Annotated in this window: 14 protein-coding genes; 10 read left to right on the forward strand and 4 right to left on the reverse strand. The window is 70.5% G+C overall.

Going from position 1 to position 15548, the window contains the following annotated elements:
• Positions 1 to 65 precede the first annotated feature (65 nt).
• Positions 66 to 1325, forward strand: a complete 1260-nt coding sequence (locus tag DEIPH_RS02305; RefSeq protein ID WP_034353206.1) for a hypothetical protein — start codon at positions 66 to 68, stop codon at positions 1323 to 1325.
• A gap of 140 nt (positions 1326 to 1465) precedes the next feature.
• Here the strand turns inward: DEIPH_RS02305 and DEIPH_RS02310 are convergent, their stop codons facing one another.
• Entirely contained in the window at positions 1466 to 1741 is a 276-nt protein-coding gene (locus tag DEIPH_RS02310) for a hypothetical protein (protein ID WP_034353209.1), read from the reverse strand.
• 133 nt (positions 1742 to 1874) lie between these two features.
• Positions 1875 to 2987 (reverse strand): BON domain-containing protein, encoded by a 1113-nt coding sequence (locus DEIPH_RS02315; protein WP_034353516.1) that lies wholly within the window; start codon positions 2985 to 2987, stop codon positions 1875 to 1877.
• Between the two features lie 337 nt (positions 2988 to 3324).
• Between DEIPH_RS02315 and DEIPH_RS02320 the strand changes: the two genes are divergently transcribed.
• The 3 genes from DEIPH_RS02320 (at position 3325) to DEIPH_RS02330 (ending at position 8428) form a co-directional block, all read left to right on the forward strand.
• Entirely contained in the window at positions 3325 to 6168 is a 2844-nt protein-coding gene (locus DEIPH_RS02320; RefSeq protein WP_034353518.1) for a 2-oxoglutarate dehydrogenase E1 component, read from the forward strand.
• Positions 6169 to 6344: 176 nt separating this feature from the next.
• The gene (odhB, locus tag DEIPH_RS02325; protein WP_034353211.1) at positions 6345 to 7658 is read left to right on the forward strand and encodes a 2-oxoglutarate dehydrogenase complex dihydrolipoyllysine-residue succinyltransferase; all 1314 of its coding nucleotides are present in this window, start codon (positions 6345 to 6347) and stop codon (positions 7656 to 7658) included.
• 128 nt (positions 7659 to 7786) lie between these two features.
• On the forward strand, positions 7787 to 8428 hold the full coding sequence (locus DEIPH_RS02330; RefSeq protein ID WP_034353213.1) for a DUF2268 domain-containing putative Zn-dependent protease: 642 nt from the start codon (positions 7787 to 7789) through the stop codon (positions 8426 to 8428).
• A 38-nt stretch (positions 8429 to 8466) separates the two neighbouring features.
• Here DEIPH_RS02330 and pyrE read toward each other — a convergent pair whose 3' ends face one another.
• On the reverse strand, positions 8467 to 9027 hold the full coding sequence (gene pyrE / locus DEIPH_RS02335) for an orotate phosphoribosyltransferase (RefSeq protein ID WP_034353215.1): 561 nt from the start codon (positions 9025 to 9027) through the stop codon (positions 8467 to 8469).
• A 110-nt stretch (positions 9028 to 9137) separates the two neighbouring features.
• On the opposite strand from pyrE, the gene DEIPH_RS02340 reads away from it, so the two are divergent.
• Positions 9138 to 9878, forward strand: coding sequence for a ribonuclease HI (locus DEIPH_RS02340; RefSeq protein ID WP_034353218.1), 741 nt, complete (start codon positions 9138 to 9140; stop codon positions 9876 to 9878).
• A 305-nt stretch (positions 9879 to 10183) separates the two neighbouring features.
• On the opposite strand, the gene DEIPH_RS02345 is transcribed toward DEIPH_RS02340, so the two are convergent.
• On the reverse strand, positions 10184 to 10864 hold the full coding sequence (locus tag DEIPH_RS02345; RefSeq protein ID WP_034353220.1) for a metal-dependent hydrolase: 681 nt from the start codon (positions 10862 to 10864) through the stop codon (positions 10184 to 10186).
• Positions 10865 to 11023: 159 nt separating this feature from the next.
• Here DEIPH_RS02345 and cdaA point away from each other — a divergent pair, with 159 nt between their 5' ends.
• The 5 genes from cdaA (at position 11024) to rsfS (ending at position 15387) form a co-directional block, all read left to right on the forward strand.
• The gene (gene cdaA, locus DEIPH_RS02350; protein ID WP_051517089.1) at positions 11024 to 11890 is read left to right on the forward strand and encodes a diadenylate cyclase CdaA; all 867 of its coding nucleotides are present in this window, start codon (positions 11024 to 11026) and stop codon (positions 11888 to 11890) included.
• Positions 11887 to 12918 carry a CdaR family protein gene (locus DEIPH_RS02355; RefSeq protein WP_034353223.1) on the forward strand — a complete coding sequence of 344 codons (1032 nt, stop codon included), beginning with the start codon at positions 11887 to 11889 and terminating at the stop codon, positions 12916 to 12918. Before cdaA ends, DEIPH_RS02355 begins: the two co-directional genes overlap by 4 nt.
• Positions 12919 to 13028: 110 nt before the next feature.
• A complete protein-coding gene (gene yqeK, locus DEIPH_RS02360) occupies positions 13029 to 13679 on the forward strand; it encodes a bis(5'-nucleosyl)-tetraphosphatase (symmetrical) YqeK (RefSeq protein ID WP_081790733.1) in 651 nt (216 codons plus the stop codon).
• On the forward strand, positions 13676 to 15004 hold the full coding sequence (locus DEIPH_RS02365; RefSeq protein ID WP_034353226.1) for an LCP family protein: 1329 nt from the start codon (positions 13676 to 13678) through the stop codon (positions 15002 to 15004). Before yqeK ends, DEIPH_RS02365 begins: the two co-directional genes overlap by 4 nt.
• Complete coding sequence (rsfS, locus tag DEIPH_RS02370; protein ID WP_034353228.1) at positions 15001 to 15387, forward strand: ribosome silencing factor; 387 nt, start codon at positions 15001 to 15003, stop codon at positions 15385 to 15387. The genes DEIPH_RS02365 and rsfS overlap by 4 nt, the downstream gene beginning before the upstream one ends.
• The last annotated feature ends 161 nt before the right edge of the window (positions 15388 to 15548 follow it).

Below are 15548 nucleotides of genomic sequence, written 5' to 3' on the forward strand. Positions count from 1 at the left end.
CAATTCATTTTGCCTGTCCGCGTTCCCGTGACCGTGCGGGGCGCTCTCAATGGAGGTCCCCCCGCATGAAATCAATGCGTTACATCATTACCCGTCCCTGCCTGCAAGAAGGCAGCCTGCGCCTCGTGAAGTACCTGGAAAGTACCTTCCCCGAAAGCGGTCCCGCGCAGTTCGTGGACGACCGCGGCCGGGAGTACGCGGTGCAGGTGGACCGCGCGGCGGGGCGCGTATGGGGCCTGCGTGCCCTCTACCACGACGGTAATCTCGGCGTGAACGACGTGCTGATGATCACCACCCTGGCGCCCGGGCGCTATCAGGTGGAAACCATCGTGAAGCCCTACGCCACGCCCCTCCCCCCCTCGCGCCTGGACCAGGACAGGACTCCGGAAGCGCGGCGGGTGGTCGTGACGGCCACGCCGCATGTGCGTGAAGTGCGCCTGGAGCAGCCCCTTCCCGGGGGACCGCGCGGGGCGGACCCGGCCCCTGGCACGGTGCACGCGGCCGCTGCGTCCGCTCCGGAAACCCGCACGCCACTGGTGCCGGTGCAGGAAACACGCGCGGCCCAGGCTCCGGGGACCCCGGCTCCAGCCGCTCAGGCCGCCGACCGCAGCGAGGGCCGGCCCCTGCCCCGCTCGGCGGCTCCCCTGCCGTCCCGCCTGGAAGACCAGCTGGCCGAACTCGCCGGACTGACCGGCTACCGCCTGACCTTTCCGTCCCCCGACATCGCGCGGCTGTCCGCCGAGCTGGGCAAGCACGGGTATACGGTGCAACTTGCCCTCACGGCGGCCGCCGTGCGGTCCCCCGCCTGGCAGGAGGGGGCCGACTACGCGGCCCTGCTGACCACCGAGGCCGAGCGTCCCCAGGGGCAGCCCCGCCTGACGCGCGAGGCGCTGGCCGCCCTGATCGAACATGCCCGCCTCGCGCCGCTGTCGCCGATCGACCTGCGCGGCTACTGGCAGGCCGGAAACCTCGATCTGGAATCCGCCGCCAGCATCTCGGAACTGGTGGGCGCGCACCTCGCGCAACGGGGGGCATTCTCCTTCGTGCTGCTCACGCTGGCGGCGCAGCCTGCCCACAGCCTCGTCAGTGTCCCGCGCCTCGCCGAGCGGCTGGGCAGCGGCGTGAATCTGGCCGAGCTGCACAGCATTCTGGACACCCTGACCCGTACGCCCTTCCTGGCGCTGACCCCGCTGCCGGGTGGACAGTACCTGCTGCGCGGCGATGTCCGCGATCTGCTCACCGATCTCGCCGAGTACGCCGACGGGGTGCGCCGCCGTGTGCGCCAGCCTCTCGCGGCAGGCCGGGCGGCGCCCACCCTCGCCTGAGGGCTGGACGGCTTACCCGTCAGGGCTGGTGGGGGCCAGCTGCTACCTACAAGAGACGCAGAAGAACAGACGCAGGAGAACGCCGCCCCGGAAGGCGGCCTCTTCTGCGTGGGAGTTATTAGCAAAGGGACGGCAACGGGTCACATTCCCTTGTCGTCCCTTCCCGTCGTGCCGAAGGTTGTGCCCGTGGCGGTGCCGTCATCGGTCTGCCCGGGTGTATCGGGAATCCCCCGGTCCTCGCGGTCGGACGGTCGGCGGGGACTGTCGGTGACGATGGGCGTGTTCGTCCGGCCACTCCCGGACTCGCCTGTCCACTCGGCGCGGTCTGACATGCCGTTGCCGGCGTCGGGTGGCAGGCCCCCCTGTTCCGTGTGATCGGTCGGGGAAGTCTGGGAACGGGAATCGTCGGGAGTCATGGTGCCTCCTGGGGACAGGAGAGAGAAGACCCGCGCCGAACACAGGGGCCAGCCCCATGTCCAGCGCGTCATGATGCGTCCAGGCCTTGACGCAGCTGTGTTCCTACAGCTTTCCGCAGCCGAGGCCTGACCTTCAGCGCTTGCTCTGGTCGGTGCTGCCAGAGGTGCTGCCACCCGTCCCCGTGCTGCCGGTGCCGCCACTGGAGGAGGTCGCGTCACTGGACGTTCCGCCGGTGCCGCCGCCCATGCCCGTGCTGCTGCCCATCCCGCTCTGGCTGCCTTGCTGCTGCACGCGGAGTTGATTGTGGACGTCTTTCACACCGCGCAGGTGCTCCACACATTCCTCGGCCCGGCGCTTCTGCTGACGGTCGGACACGGTGCCGGTCAGGGTGACTTCGCCGTTCTGCACCTGCACCTCGATATTGCTGGCATCGACGGCGTGTTCATCTTCCAGGGCGTCGTTGACCTGTTCCTTGATCCGGTCGTCGCTGCGCTGGTAACCCTTGGGGCCTTTGCCCTGATGGCTCTGCATGCCGCCGTATTGCCCCTGGCCCTGCCCGTAGCTCTGACCCTGGCCATAGTTGGAGCCGCCGCCCATGCCTGAGCCGTAGCCCTGGCTGCTGGACTGGCCTCCGTATTGACCCCCGTACTGGCCGCCCTGCATCCCGCCGGACATGCCGCCCATCCCCGCGCCGTAGCCCTGCCCGGAACCGCCCTGCCCACCGGACATACCCCGGCCCTGGCTGCCGTAGCCCTGGTCGCCGGACATTCGGCCGCGCCCCTCGGAACCGTAGCCCATGCCGCCGCCATAGCCCTGCTGGCCCCGGCCCTGGCCCCAGCGGTCGTCGTCGGAGTTGCTGTAGCCCTGGCCACCCCAGCCCCAGTCCCGGCCATAGGAGCCGCCGCGCCCCGGATTCATGGAACCCATGCCACGGTCGCGGTTGGAGCCGCCCTGGCCCATGCTGCCCTGCCCGTAACCGCCGCCATACCCCTGGCCCATGCCGGAGCGGTCGCCATAGCGGTCGTCCCCCATGTTGCCGGAGGAACCGCGGCCCATCCCGTACCCCTGGCCCATCCCCGAACGGTCACGGTACCGGTCGTCGCTGTACCGGTCATCGTTGTAGCGGTCGTCGTCGCGGCCCCGGAACATGTCGCCCACGCGGTCCATCATTCCGCCGAGGCCTCCACGGCGGTCGTCGCGGTTCATGTCACGGTCGTCATAACGGTCGTCACGGTCACGGGTCATGTGCTCCTCCAAATGGATGTGGAACGCCGTCGCCCGGAACTTCCGGGCGTCACAGTCCTCCACTGGTGTTGCCTCCCTAGTCATAGCCGTCTAGACACCTGACGGGGATGACATTGCCTTTAAGGCCCCGCTTCCGACTGCTCATGAAGGTTTGCTGGCCCCGGCGGGGAGGAGGGGGCTGGCAAGTTCTGGAAAGGCCGGGGGCAGCAGGGCGTGCCGATGAGAAAAGGCCTTGCCGCGAGGGACCGGGTGGGGGCAGGTGTGACCTGGGCGGGGACAGGGCAGGGCGGCCTGGACCGCAGTCCGCCGGCGGGGGAAGGGTATGCTGGGGGGCGTTATGACGCAGTCGCAGACCATCATGTCCGGCGGGAACGCGGCCTTTATCGAGGGGCTGTACGAGGCGTACCTGGCCGACCCTGGAAGCGTGGACGCCGAGTGGCGGGCGTACTTCGACGAGTTGCGCGGCGGCGCGCGCGAGACGGCGCATTCGGCGGTGCAGCAGGCCTTCTATGACCTGGGCACCGGGCGCCGGGGCGGTGTGGCCGTCTCCGCGCCCCAGGGTGTGAGCGGTGCCCAGCAGGCGGCGGGTGCGCTGATCACCGCCTACCGCGTGTACGGGCACATCAGCGCCCGCACCAATCCCCTGAAGATGCGCGGCCTGCCGGTCGTGCCGGAACTCACGCCCGAGTTCTATGGCCTCTCGGAGGCGGACCTGAACGAGCCGGTGCAGGACGCCTCCTTCAGCGGGCCGCTGCGGGACGTGATCGCGCAGCTTCAGGAAACGTACTGCGGCTCCATCGGGTTCGAGTTCAACTACCTGCCCGCGCCCGAGCGCAGGTGGTTCCAGGAGCGCATCGAGCCGACGCGCGGCCGCGGCCCGTACCGCCCCGAGGAACGCCGCCGCCTGATGCAGAAGCTCAACGCCGCCGAGGGCCTGGAACGCTACCTGCACATCAAGTACGTGGGCCAGAAGCGGTTCTCGCTGGAGGGTAGCGAGAGCTTTATTCCGCTGCTCGACCGCATCATCCAGCAGGCCGGGAAATACGGCGTGAAGGAAACGGTCATCGGGATGGCGCACCGGGGCCGCCTGAACGTGCTGGTCAACATCTTCGGCAAGAAGCCTTCCGACCTCTTCGCGGAGTTCGAGGGCAAGAAGAAGCTCAGCGACGATCCCGATATCGCGGGCGACGTGAAGTACCACATGGGCTACTCCAGCGACGTGCGGACGCCCGGCGGGCCGATGCATCTGGCACTGGCCTTCAACCCCAGCCACCTGGAGATCGTGTCGCCCGTCGTCCACGGGAGCGTGCGCGCCCGCCAGGACCGCCGGGGGGACACCGAGCGCAAGCAGGTGCTCCCGATCACGGTTCACGGGGACGCCGCCGTCAGCGGGCAGGGCGTGGTGATGGAGACGCTGAACCTCTCGCGCCTGCGCGGCTTCACGACCGGCGGAGCGGTCCGCATCGTGATCAACAACCAGATCGGCTTCACGATCAGCGACCCGCGCGACACCCGCTCCAGCCGCTACTGCACCGACGTGGCCAAGATCGCCAACGCGCCCGTGCTGCACGTGAACGGCGACGATCCGGAAGCGGTGGCCTACGCGGGTGACCTGGCGCTGGAGTACCGGCAGACCTTCGGCAAGGACGTGTTCATCGACCTGATCTCGTTCCGCCGCCACGGCCACAACGAGGCCGACGACCCCACCATGACGCAGCCGATCATGTACCGCGAGATCAAGGGGCACCCCGGCACCCGGGCGCTGTACGCGCAGGCGCTGGAACAGGCGGGCGTGCTGGGGGCAGGCGAGGGCGACCAGCTCGTCGAACGCTACCGCGACCGGCTCGACGCCGGGGACGCCGTGGTCGAGGAGATCGAGAACCTGGAGCAGAGCAAGCTGGCCGCCGACTGGAGCGAGTACGTCCACACCCACTGGACCGAGGACACGCCCACCGCCGTGCCGCAGGCCGAACTCACCGAACTGGGCCTGAAGCTCAGCCAGGTGCCGGAGGGCTTCCAGCCGCACCGGGGGGTGAAGCGGGTGCTGGACGCCCGCCGCGCGATGGCGCAGGGTGAGCAGCCGCTCGACTGGGGCATGGGCGAGATGCTGGCCTACGCCTCGCTGCTGGTCGAGGGGTTCAATGTACGCCTGGACGGCCAGGATTCGGGGCGCGGCACCTTTGTCCACCGCCACGCCGTGCTGCACGACCAGAGCGCGCAGGACCCCCAGAACGAGGAATACCTCGGCCTGGCGCACCTGTCGCCCGAGCAGGGCCGGGTGGAGGTGATCGATTCCACCCTCTCGGAAGAAGCGGTGGTGGCCTTCGAGTACGGCTACAGCACCAGCGAGCCGAAAGCCCTGGTGGCCTGGGAAGCGCAGTTCGGGGACTTCGCCAACGGCGCGCAGGCCGTGATCGACCAGTTCCTCAGCGCGGGCGAGAGCAAGTGGCAGCGCCTCAGCGGCCTGACGCTGCTGCTGCCGCACGGCTACGAGGGCGCGGGGCCGGAACACTCCAGCGCCCGCCTGGAACGGTACCTGCAACTGTGCGCGCAGAAGAACATGCAGGTCGTGGTGCCCAGCTCCGCCGCGCAGATCTTCCACCTGCTGCGCCGCCAGGTGCTGCGGCCCTACCGCAAACCCCTGATCGTGATGACGCCCAAGAGCCTGCTCCGCAACAAGCTGGCGATGAGTCCGCTGACGGACCTCTCGGAAGGCCGCTTCCATGAAGTGATCGGGGACGACAGCGTGCAGCGGGCGCGGCGCGTGGTGATCAGCTCGGGCAAGCTGCACTGGGAGCTGGTGGAGGCGCGTGACGCCGACAAGGAAGGCTTTGCCGGCACCGCGCTGGTCCGCCTGGAGCAGCTCTATCCCTTCCCGGCCCAGGCCCTGCGCGCCGAACTCGCCCGGCACCCCGGCGCGCAGGTCGTGTGGGCGCAGGAGGAACCGGAAAACCAGGGCGCGTGGCTGATGATCTGGGAGGACCTGGAGAAGGCGCTGGCCGAGGACCAGACCCTCACGCACGCCAGCCGCCCGCGCTCGGCCAGTACCGCCGCCGGGTACGCCAGCGTGCATACCCTGGAGCAGGCGCAGGTGATCGCCGCCGCCCTGGGCGAACCTGTTACCCGGAGGGACATCGAGGCGCAGGTCCCGCTGGCCGAGGAAGCCAAGGCGCAGGGCTAGAGGCCGGGGGCTGAGGCCCGCCCAGAAGCGCGGGCCAGCAGCGCGGGGCAGAGCCAGCCGGAGAACCGGGGGGCGAGGTGGAGGCCGTGGGCCACCCTCGCCCCCCGGTTTCGTGCGTTGCGTATCGGGCGTCCCCACGCGAGTCACGCCCAGCTAGGGGTATAAAGGAACACGTTATGGCCGATATCAAGGTTCCCGTATTTTCCGAGTCGGTGAGCGAGGGCACGCTCCTGACCTGGCACAAGCAGCCCGGCGACGCCGTGAAGCGCGGCGAGGTGATCGCGGAGATCGAGACCGACAAGGTGGTGCTGGAAGTCACCGCGCAGCAGGACGGCGTGCTGACCAGCGTGGCCAAGCAGGAGGGCGACACCGTCCTGAGCGAGGAAGTGCTGGGCACGGTCGGTGACGCGGGCAGCGCCCCGGCGGCCAGCACGCCCGCGCCCGATCAGGCCAGCGGTCCTGTGGCGAACGAGACCAGCGCGGGCGGCACGGCCACCCAGCCCGACAGCGCGGCCAGCCAGGGCAACGAGGCCACCCGCCGCGACGACCTCTCCCCCGCCGTCCGCAAGGTGGTCGTGGAGAACAACCTCGACCCCGCGCAGATTCCGGCGACCGGGCCGAAGGGGAACATCACCAAGGCGGACGCGGTGGTCGCGGCCCAGGGCGGCCTGACCTACCAGGGGCCGCAATCGGCGGCGGCCCCGGTGAGCCTGCAAGGGGGCAACCCGCAGCCCGCAGCCAGCCCGCAGCCTGCCGCCTCCGCCCCTGCCGTCCAGGTCCCGCAGGGCGCGCGCCCCGAACAGCGTGTCCCCATGACGCGCATCCGCCAGCGCATCGCCGAGCGCCTCAAGGACGTGCAGAACACCGCCGCGATTCTGACCACCTTCAACGAGGTGAACATGAAGCCCGCGATGGACCTGCGCAAAAAGTACCAGGACCAGTTCGTCGCCAAGCACGGCGTGAAGCTCGGCTTCATGAGCCTCTTCGTGCGCGCGGCGACCGAGGCCCTCAAACAGTTCCCGGTCGTGAACGCCAGCGTGGATGGCAAGGACATTATCTACCATGGCTACTACGACGTCGGCATCGCGGTGGCGTCCGAGCGCGGCCTGGTCGTGCCGATCCTGCGTGACACCGACGCAATGAGCCTGGCGGGCATCGAGAAGGCCATCGCGGGCTTCGCGCAGAAAGCCAAGAGCGGCAAGCTGACGCTGGAGGACATGAGCGGCGGCACCTTCTCCATCACCAACGGCGGCACCTTCGGCAGCATGATGAGCACGCCGATCATCAACGCGCCCCAGAGCGCCATCCTGGGGATGCACAACATCATCGAGCGGCCCATCGCACAGAACGGTCAGGTCGTGATCGCGCCCATGATGTACATCGCGCTGAGCTACGACCACCGCATCATCGACGGCAAGGAAGCCGTGCAATTCCTGGTCGCCATCAAGAACGTGCTGGAAGACCCGGCGCGGATGCTGCTGGAGATCTGAGGGCCGTCAGCTTCCAGCCCACAGCGGTCAGCCTCCCAACCGGGAAGCTGGCCGCTTTCGGGTTGTGGGGGCGTGGGCTACATGCTTCGGCAGACGCGCGGCACCTGGCCTTCCGGCTAGCGTGAGGCATGGCGAACGTGCTGCACCTGATGAACGCGGGCGGCTTCCTCTCCCCCGCCCTGGCCGCCGAGGTGCGGGAGGTGGCGGAGGCGGCGTTGACCCGGTACGCGGCCCGGCTGGGTCTGGACGGGGTGGATGCGGCGGTCTATGTCAGCCCCACCTGGACGCTTCCGGAAACGGGCGTCGGTGGGTACACGCCCACTGGGAACTGGCTCCAGATCACGCTGGACCCGGCCAACCCCCGCTTTGGGACGGCGTGGCGGCAGGAACTGGGGCCGACCCTGGCCCATGAGCTGCATCACGCGCGGCGCTGGCGGGGGCCGGGGTACGGCCAGACCCTGTTGGACGCGCTGGTTTCGGAGGGCCTGGCGCAGCGGTTCGAGGCAGAGGACCGGGAAGGTCCGCCGCCCTACGCCCATATCGACGCCGAGCTGGAACCCCTCTGGCAGCGGGCGCAGGCCGAACTGGACGCGCCCAGCTACGACCACGCCGCCTGGTTCTTCGGCTCGGAGGCGGAAGGTCTACCCCGCTGGGCCGGATACGCGCTGGGCTATGAACTCGTGCGGCGCTTTCTCAGGGCGACAGACGGGGACGCCCTGACCCACACCGCCACCCCCGCCGAACAGTTCCGGGGCGCGTGGGACAGATAGCACCGCCCTCTACCGGCCACCCCCCGCCGGCCACAGGCTCAGATCTCCTGCAAGGGCTGCTCGGCCAGCCAGTCCGGCACCTCGTCCGGGGCGTAGGTGTCGAAGGTCAGGCGGGTCAGGCTGACGAGCGGGTAGCCCTCCAGCGGGCCGTCCGTCTTGCGGCGGTCCACGATGCAGGCGACGGCGACGCATTTCCCGCCCAGGGCCTCCACCGCGCGCACCGCCTTCAGCACGCTGCCGCCGGTGGTCAGCACGTCCTCGACGGCCACGAAGGTTTCGCCCGGAGCAAGGGTGAAGGCCTCGCGGACCTTCATGCCGCCCTGGCCGTCCTTTTCGGCAAAGATGGCGCGCGTCCCGTAATGCCGCGCCACCTCGTAGGCCAGCACGACGCCGCCCATCGCGGGGCCGACGAGAAGCTGCGCCCCGATGCCTTCCTCCCGCAGTTTCGCGGCCAGGGCCTGCCCGATTCGCTCGGTGAGGTGGGGATATTGCAGCACGGTGGTCGATTGCAGGAACTTGGGCGAGTGGCGACCCGACGCGAGCAGAAAATGCCCCTCGTGGTACGCGCCTGCTTCCCGGTACAGCGCCAGAACGTCCATGCGGCGAGTATCGCATTCTGCGCCCGCCGGGGCGTGCATGATGGAAGGCCGATGGGAACCAGCCGTGAGCGGTCCGCCCCCCACCTTCAGGACAGCGCCGGAGGGTGCCCATGAATCAGGCCTATGTGGACGCGAGCTGGCACGAACGCCCGGACGGGCACGGCGTCGGGGGCTGGGGTCTGGTGCTGCTGCTGCCCGCCGAACTGCCTGCCCGCTATCAGGGCCAGCTGGACGCCCCGGACAACAACGCCGCCGAGCTGCGCGCCGTGCTGGAGGCCGTGCGCCACGCTCCCGCCCGCCAGCCCCTGACAGTCTTCACAGACAACGAGGCGGTGATCGCGTCGGTGGGGCGGGGCCGTGGCCCCTGGCTGCTCAGCGACCTGGCGCGGGAAGTGCAGGACGAGGCGGAAACGCGCGGCGTGGCACTGCGGGTGACGTACGTGCCGCGCACCCGGCGGCACATGCTGACCGCCCACGACCTCGCCAACGACGCGCGGCGGGGCCGGACGACCCCCACGGCGTCCGGCCCCCACGCGGACGTGCTGATCGAGCAGCGGCCCGCCCTGCCCGAAGCGCGCGTCAGTCTGCGGCGGCACGGCGAACGGGTCACGGCCCACGTGAATCTCGACCCCCTGTCGGACGTGCCCCCGAGCGCCCAGGCCCTGCTGGCCGCCGTGACCCTCGCGCGCCCCGGCGAGGTGCTGCTGGTGCGCCGGGCGAGCAAGGTGGCGCAGGCGCTGTGGCAGCGGCCCGAGCGGGCGCTGCTGCCCGCCGCCCACGCCCTGCTCTCCCGCGCCAGACAGGTAGCCGACGGACTGGGCGTGCAGGTGGAGTTTCAGGGAACGGGGTAGGTCGGGGGCAAGGCACTGTCTGTTCAAGAGAGTGCCTCTCCCACCCCACCCCAGCCGGACTCATCTTTGAAAAACTGGGCAGCAGGGGGCCGATTCCCGCCTTCCATCTCCACTTTCCAGGCAACCGAGCCGGTTGGGCCGCAGGTCCGGGGACTTCCAACGGGGGCGAAGGATGGCGTTGAGACCGGAACCGGCACAGGCCAAGCCACCCTGAAAATGCCCCGAACGACGCTTGCCGAGCGCAGCGAAAAGCTCCCCTTCCCCCTCTGGGGGTAAACCGAATCAAGTCACCTTGACCCCTGATCTCAAATCTCCGTCTCCTCCCCCGGCTCCAGCACGCGTACGTCCACGCCGCGCGCCCGGCCCTCCCGCGCGAACACTTGCGGGTCGCCGGTCAGGACCGGAAAGGTGCCGTAGTGCATGGGGATGGCGACGCGGGGCCGCAGCAGCTCCAGCGCGCGGGCGGCCTCCTCCGGCCCCATGGTGTAGTGGTCACCGATGGGCAGCAGGGCCGCGTCCAGACCCCGGTCCCCGATCAGGCGCATGTCGCTGAACAGATTCGTGTCGCCCGCGTGGTAGACCCTGCGGCCGTCCATCTCGACCACCAGGCCAGTGGGCATCCCGCCGTAGGTGCCGTCCGGGAAGGAGGAGGAGTGCCAGGCGGGCGTGAAGGTCACGCTCCCCCACTCGCCCCGCACGGTGCCGCCGATATTGGCCCCGATGGCGTTGGCCGCGCCGTTCTCCTGCGCGTAATGGCCGATCTCGGCGGTGCCGATGATGGGCACGCCCGCTTTCCCGAAATCCAGAGCGTTCCCCCAGTGGTCGCCGTGCGCGTGGCTGATCAGCACGGCGCTGACGTTCCAGGCCAGGGCCTCCTGTAGGCTGACAGGTGCTTTGGGGGTTCCCTGAAGAAACGGATCGATCAGGACGCGGTGGCCGCCGCCCTGAAGCAGGAAGGCGCTCTGGCCCAGAAAACGGAGTTGCATGGGTGCAGTGTAGAGGCCGGGTCGGCCGGGAGGGGGGCAGGCGGCGCTGACCGTTTTCTCACGCGCCTCCCGGTGCGGCGGGGCCGCCGGTGGGGCCTGCGGCCCGTATAGTGGGCGCGTGCCGCACGGATGCCCACGCGGCGGGAAGGAGCGCCGCGCATGTCCCTGTCTCTCGGTTCTTTAGCCCCCAGAGACGTGCTGGACGTTCTGCTGGTCGCGTTCCTGATCTACCAGGGCTATCTGCTGGTGGTGGGAACCCGCGCCGTGAACGTGTTGCGCGGGATCGTGGTGTTTGCCGGGGTCTGGATGATGTCGCAGCTGCTGGGGCTGACCACGCTGAATTATCTGCTGGGCCGGGCGGGCACCGTGGGCCTGTTCGCGCTGGTGGTGCTGTTCCAGCCGGAACTGCGGGCGGCGCTGGAGCGGGTGGGCCGCCCCCGTGGGCGCGAGGGCAGCCAGGGCGGCGCGGCCCTGCAAGACCTCGCGCGTGCGATGGAGCGCCTGGCCGAACGCAAGACGGGCGCCCTGATCGCCATCGAGCGCCGCACCCCCCTGGGCGAGTACGCGGCGACCGGCGTGACGCTCGACGCGGTGGTCAGTGCCCCCTTTCTGGAAGCGCTCTTTGCCCGTAATGCCCCGCTGCACGACGGCGGCGTGATTCTCCAGGGGTCCCGGGTGGTGGCGGCGGGCTGCCTGTTTCCCCTCCAGTCGAGCGACGGGACGTACCGCCGCTACGGCACCCGGCACCGCGCGGCCATCGGCCTCTCGGAACTCACCGACGCGGTGGTGCTGGTGGTCAGTGAGGAGCGGGGCAGCATGCGGATCGCGCTGGCCGGGCGGCTGGGACCGGACCTGAACGGCTCGGAGTTGCGCGAGCAGTTGCGGGCGCTGGTGTACGACCGCGCCGACCTGACCGGGATCCTGCCCGCACCCGTGGCCCCGCCCCCCCCCGAGGCCGGGCTAGAGGTGCGGGGCGAGGCGGACGGACCCGCCGGCAGTCCCCCCCACGAACGGGGCAGCGCATGACGGGGGGCCAGCCGGGTCGCCGGACCGGTCTGGGGCGCTGGGCCGACCCCCGGTACGCGTGGCGGCGGCTGCTGCACAACCTGCCCGCCAAGGTGCTGGCCCTGGGCGCGGCGCTGGTCCTGTGGTTCGTGGCGACCGCCGACCGCCGCGCCAATGTCGAACAGGGCTACGACGTGCCCGTCACGGTCAGCGACACCACGGGGGGACGCGGCGTCGGCACGCGGGCGGTCAGCGACCTGACGCCGGGGACCGTCCGCGTGACCCTGAGTGGCCGCCCAGAGCGCCTGCGCGAGCTGAGGGGCGACGCCATCGAGGCGGTCGTGGACGTGACCGGCGTTCCGGAAGGCAGCTTTACCCGCCCCGTGACGGTGCAGGCCCCCACCGGCACCACCCTGCGGCGGCAGACGCCCGAGCGCGTGCAGGGCTTCGTGGACACGTTGCTGACCCGCACGCTGCCCGTCACCCTGAGCGTGGCCGCGCCCCCCGAGACGAGCGTGCCCCGCTACAGCGTCACACCCGCCGAGGCGTCCGTCAGCGGACCGGGCCGGGTGGTCACGACCGTGCAGCGCCTGGTGAGCAGCCCCGTGGCCCTCGCACCGGGCGAGGACCGCGAAACCTCCCTGATTGCCCTGAATGCGGCGGGCCAGCCTGTCCGGGGCGTGACCACCACGCCCAGCACCGTCACGGTGCGCCGCCTCGACACCGGGGAATTGCCGGTCAAGAGCGTGCGCGTGGTCCTGAACGATCCGCCGCCGGGGCTGCGGGTCACGGCACGCAGCGTGCAGCCGGGGAATGTCCGGGTGGTCGCCGCCCCTGAATTGCTGGCCCGGTTGCGCGAGATTCCCGGAACGGTCGACTACCACGAGGGCACCTACACCGCGCCCGTCACCCTGAGCGTTCCGGCAGGCGCGCAGGCCCTGGAACCGGTCAGCGTGCGCCTGACGGTGGAGCGCCGCGCCGCCGCTGCCCCCACCCCCCCGACCTCCACGTCCCAGAAGGCCAGCCCACAGCAGGCCGGTGCGCCCTGACGCTGCCTCCCGGAAGGGCGGGGGCAGCGGGCGTGGGGTGAATATAAGGGTCTGCGGCGCGGGCGGGCGTATACTCCGGGTATGGTGTGGCGCATGACCCACGTGGCCATATGATTGCCGAGCGGCCTGGCCTGCGGCACCCACTGGCTGAACTGGCCGGTTGGGATGAACGGGTGCGTCTGATGGTCCGGCCACGCCGCTTCGAGCACGTGTTGCGCGTGGCCGAACTGGCCTGCCGGATTGCCCGCGCCAACGGTCTGGACGAGGCCCGCGCCTACGCAGCGGGCATTCTGCACGACATCGCCCGCGACCTGCCGGATGCCGAACTGCTGCGCCTCGCGCCGCCCGAGTGCGCCATCGACAGCGCGCACCCGCTGGCGCTGCATGGCCGGGCCGCGCGCACGCTGCTGGAACGCTGGGGCTATGCGGACCCGGTGGTGCTGGAGGCCGTCGAGGACCACACCACCGGCCCGCGCGGCGGCAACCCGGTGGCCGCCTGCGTGTACGTGGCCGACGTGTCCGAACCCGGGCGCGGCGTGAACGAGGACATCCGCGAACTCGCGCTGTGCGATCTGGAAGCCGCCCTGAACCGCGCCATCGTTTCCAAGGTGACGTATCTCCAGGGCCGGGGCATCCAGGTGCATCCCCGCACGCTCCGCTCTTACCATGCGCTGCCCGGGCTGGCACCAGCGGCCCCCCCGGCAGACTCTGAGGACGGCACGCCTTCTCTCGCCCCACCGGACCTGCTTCCCCCGACATGACCGCTTCTCCACCTCCCGCTCCTCCCGCATTCAACTTCGCCTTTCCGCGCCGCAGCGCCCGGCTGCGGGCTGTGCAGGCGTTCGGCCTGAGCCTGGCGGCCCTGACCCTGGGCGGGTTCGCGGTCCTGAGCGCGCCGGGCACCGCCACTCAGGCCGCGTTGCCCGCAGGGGGCCTGCCGCACTTCACGCTGCTGCTGGCCGGACGCGACATCGTGTACTGCTATTACCGCACGCCCTGCAAGGACCAGGACCAGCGCACCGGCCTGCTGCAACCCCCCAACACCGACACCCTGATGCTGGTGAAGGTGGACGGCACCCACGTCAACGTGCTGAATATCCCGCGCGACACCAATGTCGGGGACTACGACCCCCGGCAGGCCCCCGCCGCGCAGAAGGTGAACAGCCGGTACTGGTCGGGCGGCCCCGGGGCGCTGACACAGGCGGTCGAGACCATCACCGGGGAACACGTGGACGCCTACGTGATCGTGCGGACCGACTACGTGGCGCGGGTGATCGACGCGCTCGGCGGGCTGGACGTGACGGTGCCGGAGGGCGGCATCGAGTGGGTGGACCAGGCGGCGGGCGTGGACCTGCGCCTGGCGGCGGGCAACCACCACCTGAACGGGGAGCAGGCCGTGCTGTTCCTGCGCGTCCGCAAGGGGTTCGGGGACGACTACGGCCGGATCGACCACCAGAAGCAGGCGCTGACGCAACTGGCGGCCCGGCTCAAATCCGCCCAGGGCCTCGCGGCGCTGCCGACCATCCTGGGGGGCATCGGCAACGGCGTGGAGACGAACGCCGACCCGAACCTGCTGCCCACGCTGCTGCCGCACCTGCCCCAGCTCAAGCTCACCTTCGCCACGCTGCCCACCCAGACGATCCGGGGCACCTTCAATCTCGCGGTGGACCGGGAAGCGCTGGCGCAGGTCTGGAACACAGCGGGCGGGCCGCTCCAGCCCACGGCTTCACCGGCCCTTCCGGACGTGACGGTGCGGATCGTGGACGCCAGCGGCGCGGACCTCGGCCCGGCCCTGGCGCGGGCACTGCGGACCCTGGGGTATGCTCGCGTGAGCGTGCAGAGCGCCCCCGCCAGCGGCGAGGCCAGCCAGGTCTTTACCGGGCAGGACGTGCGGGCCGCCACCGAGCTGGCCGACACGCTGGGGCTGCCCCGGCTGCAAGGTGAACGTTTCCCCGTCGCAGCGGGCGAGGTGGGTATCCTGCTGGGCACGGATGCCCGGCAGAGCCTCGCCGCCCTGCACCCCCTGAGCGCCCTGAACGGCAGCGCCTCCACCCAAGCCACCCCCACCCCCACGGAGAACCGATGACCCCGAATACCCACAACGACCCGATCCATCAGCAACTGCGCGCCATCGTGGACGCGGCCCTGGAACGCCGCGCCGAGGACGTGGTGGTCCTCGACCTGACCGACGTGTCCTCGACCCTCGAATACTTCGTGATCTGCACCGCCACGGCCGGGCTTCAGCTCAACGCCGTGCAGGAGAACATCCGCGAGAAGGCGCAGGCGGTGGGCCTGCCCCGCCCCAGCGTCGAGGGGCCGAGCGAACGCTGGCTGTTGCTGGCCTTTGGCGGGAGCATCGTGGTGCACATCATGACCAAGGACGCCCGCGAGTATTACGACCTGGAAGGCCTGTGGAGCGACGCGCGCACCCTGACCTTCCCCGAACAGACGGCGAACCGGACCGTCTGAGCCTGCCCCGGCACCCCGCCCCTTCCATGAACGCCCGGTCCCGGCCGGGGCGGCTGGCCTGTGGCCGCGTCCCCAGCACCACGCCGTCTGCCCCGCTGTCGAGAGCGGGAACCCTGGAGGGTGCCGGGCAGAACGCCTTCTCTGGCTGCTTCTCCAGCGCG

Source organism: Deinococcus phoenicis (assembly GCF_000599865.1).
Taxonomy (GTDB): Bacteria; Deinococcota; Deinococci; order Deinococcales; family Deinococcaceae; genus Deinococcus; species Deinococcus phoenicis.

Bases quoted from the DNA above. Each gene is read 5' to 3' on its own strand.
- DEIPH_RS02305 (WP_034353206.1), top strand. From the start codon at position 66: ATGAAATCAATGCGTTACATCATTACCCGTCCCTGCCTGCAAGAAGGC.
- DEIPH_RS02310 (WP_034353209.1), bottom strand. From the start codon at position 1,741: ATGACTCCCGACGATTCCCGTTCCCAGACTTCCCCGACCGATCACACG.
- DEIPH_RS02315 (WP_034353516.1), bottom strand. From the start codon at position 2,987: ATGACCCGTGACCGTGACGACCGTTATGACGACCGTGACATGAACCGC.
- DEIPH_RS02320 (WP_034353518.1), top strand. From the start codon at position 3,325: ATGACGCAGTCGCAGACCATCATGTCCGGCGGGAACGCGGCCTTTATC.
- odhB (WP_034353211.1), top strand. From the start codon at position 6,345: ATGGCCGATATCAAGGTTCCCGTATTTTCCGAGTCGGTGAGCGAGGGC.
- DEIPH_RS02330 (WP_034353213.1), top strand. From the start codon at position 7,787: ATGGCGAACGTGCTGCACCTGATGAACGCGGGCGGCTTCCTCTCCCCC.
- pyrE (WP_034353215.1), bottom strand. From the start codon at position 9,027: ATGGACGTTCTGGCGCTGTACCGGGAAGCAGGCGCGTACCACGAGGGG.
- DEIPH_RS02340 (WP_034353218.1), top strand. From the start codon at position 9,138: ATGAATCAGGCCTATGTGGACGCGAGCTGGCACGAACGCCCGGACGGG.
- DEIPH_RS02345 (WP_034353220.1), bottom strand. From the start codon at position 10,864: ATGCAACTCCGTTTTCTGGGCCAGAGCGCCTTCCTGCTTCAGGGCGGC.
- cdaA (WP_051517089.1), top strand. From the start codon at position 11,024: ATGTCCCTGTCTCTCGGTTCTTTAGCCCCCAGAGACGTGCTGGACGTT.
- DEIPH_RS02355 (WP_034353223.1), top strand. From the start codon at position 11,887: ATGACGGGGGGCCAGCCGGGTCGCCGGACCGGTCTGGGGCGCTGGGCC.
- yqeK (WP_081790733.1), top strand. From the start codon at position 13,029: ATGATTGCCGAGCGGCCTGGCCTGCGGCACCCACTGGCTGAACTGGCC.
- DEIPH_RS02365 (WP_034353226.1), top strand. From the start codon at position 13,676: ATGACCGCTTCTCCACCTCCCGCTCCTCCCGCATTCAACTTCGCCTTT.
- rsfS (WP_034353228.1), top strand. From the start codon at position 15,001: ATGACCCCGAATACCCACAACGACCCGATCCATCAGCAACTGCGCGCC.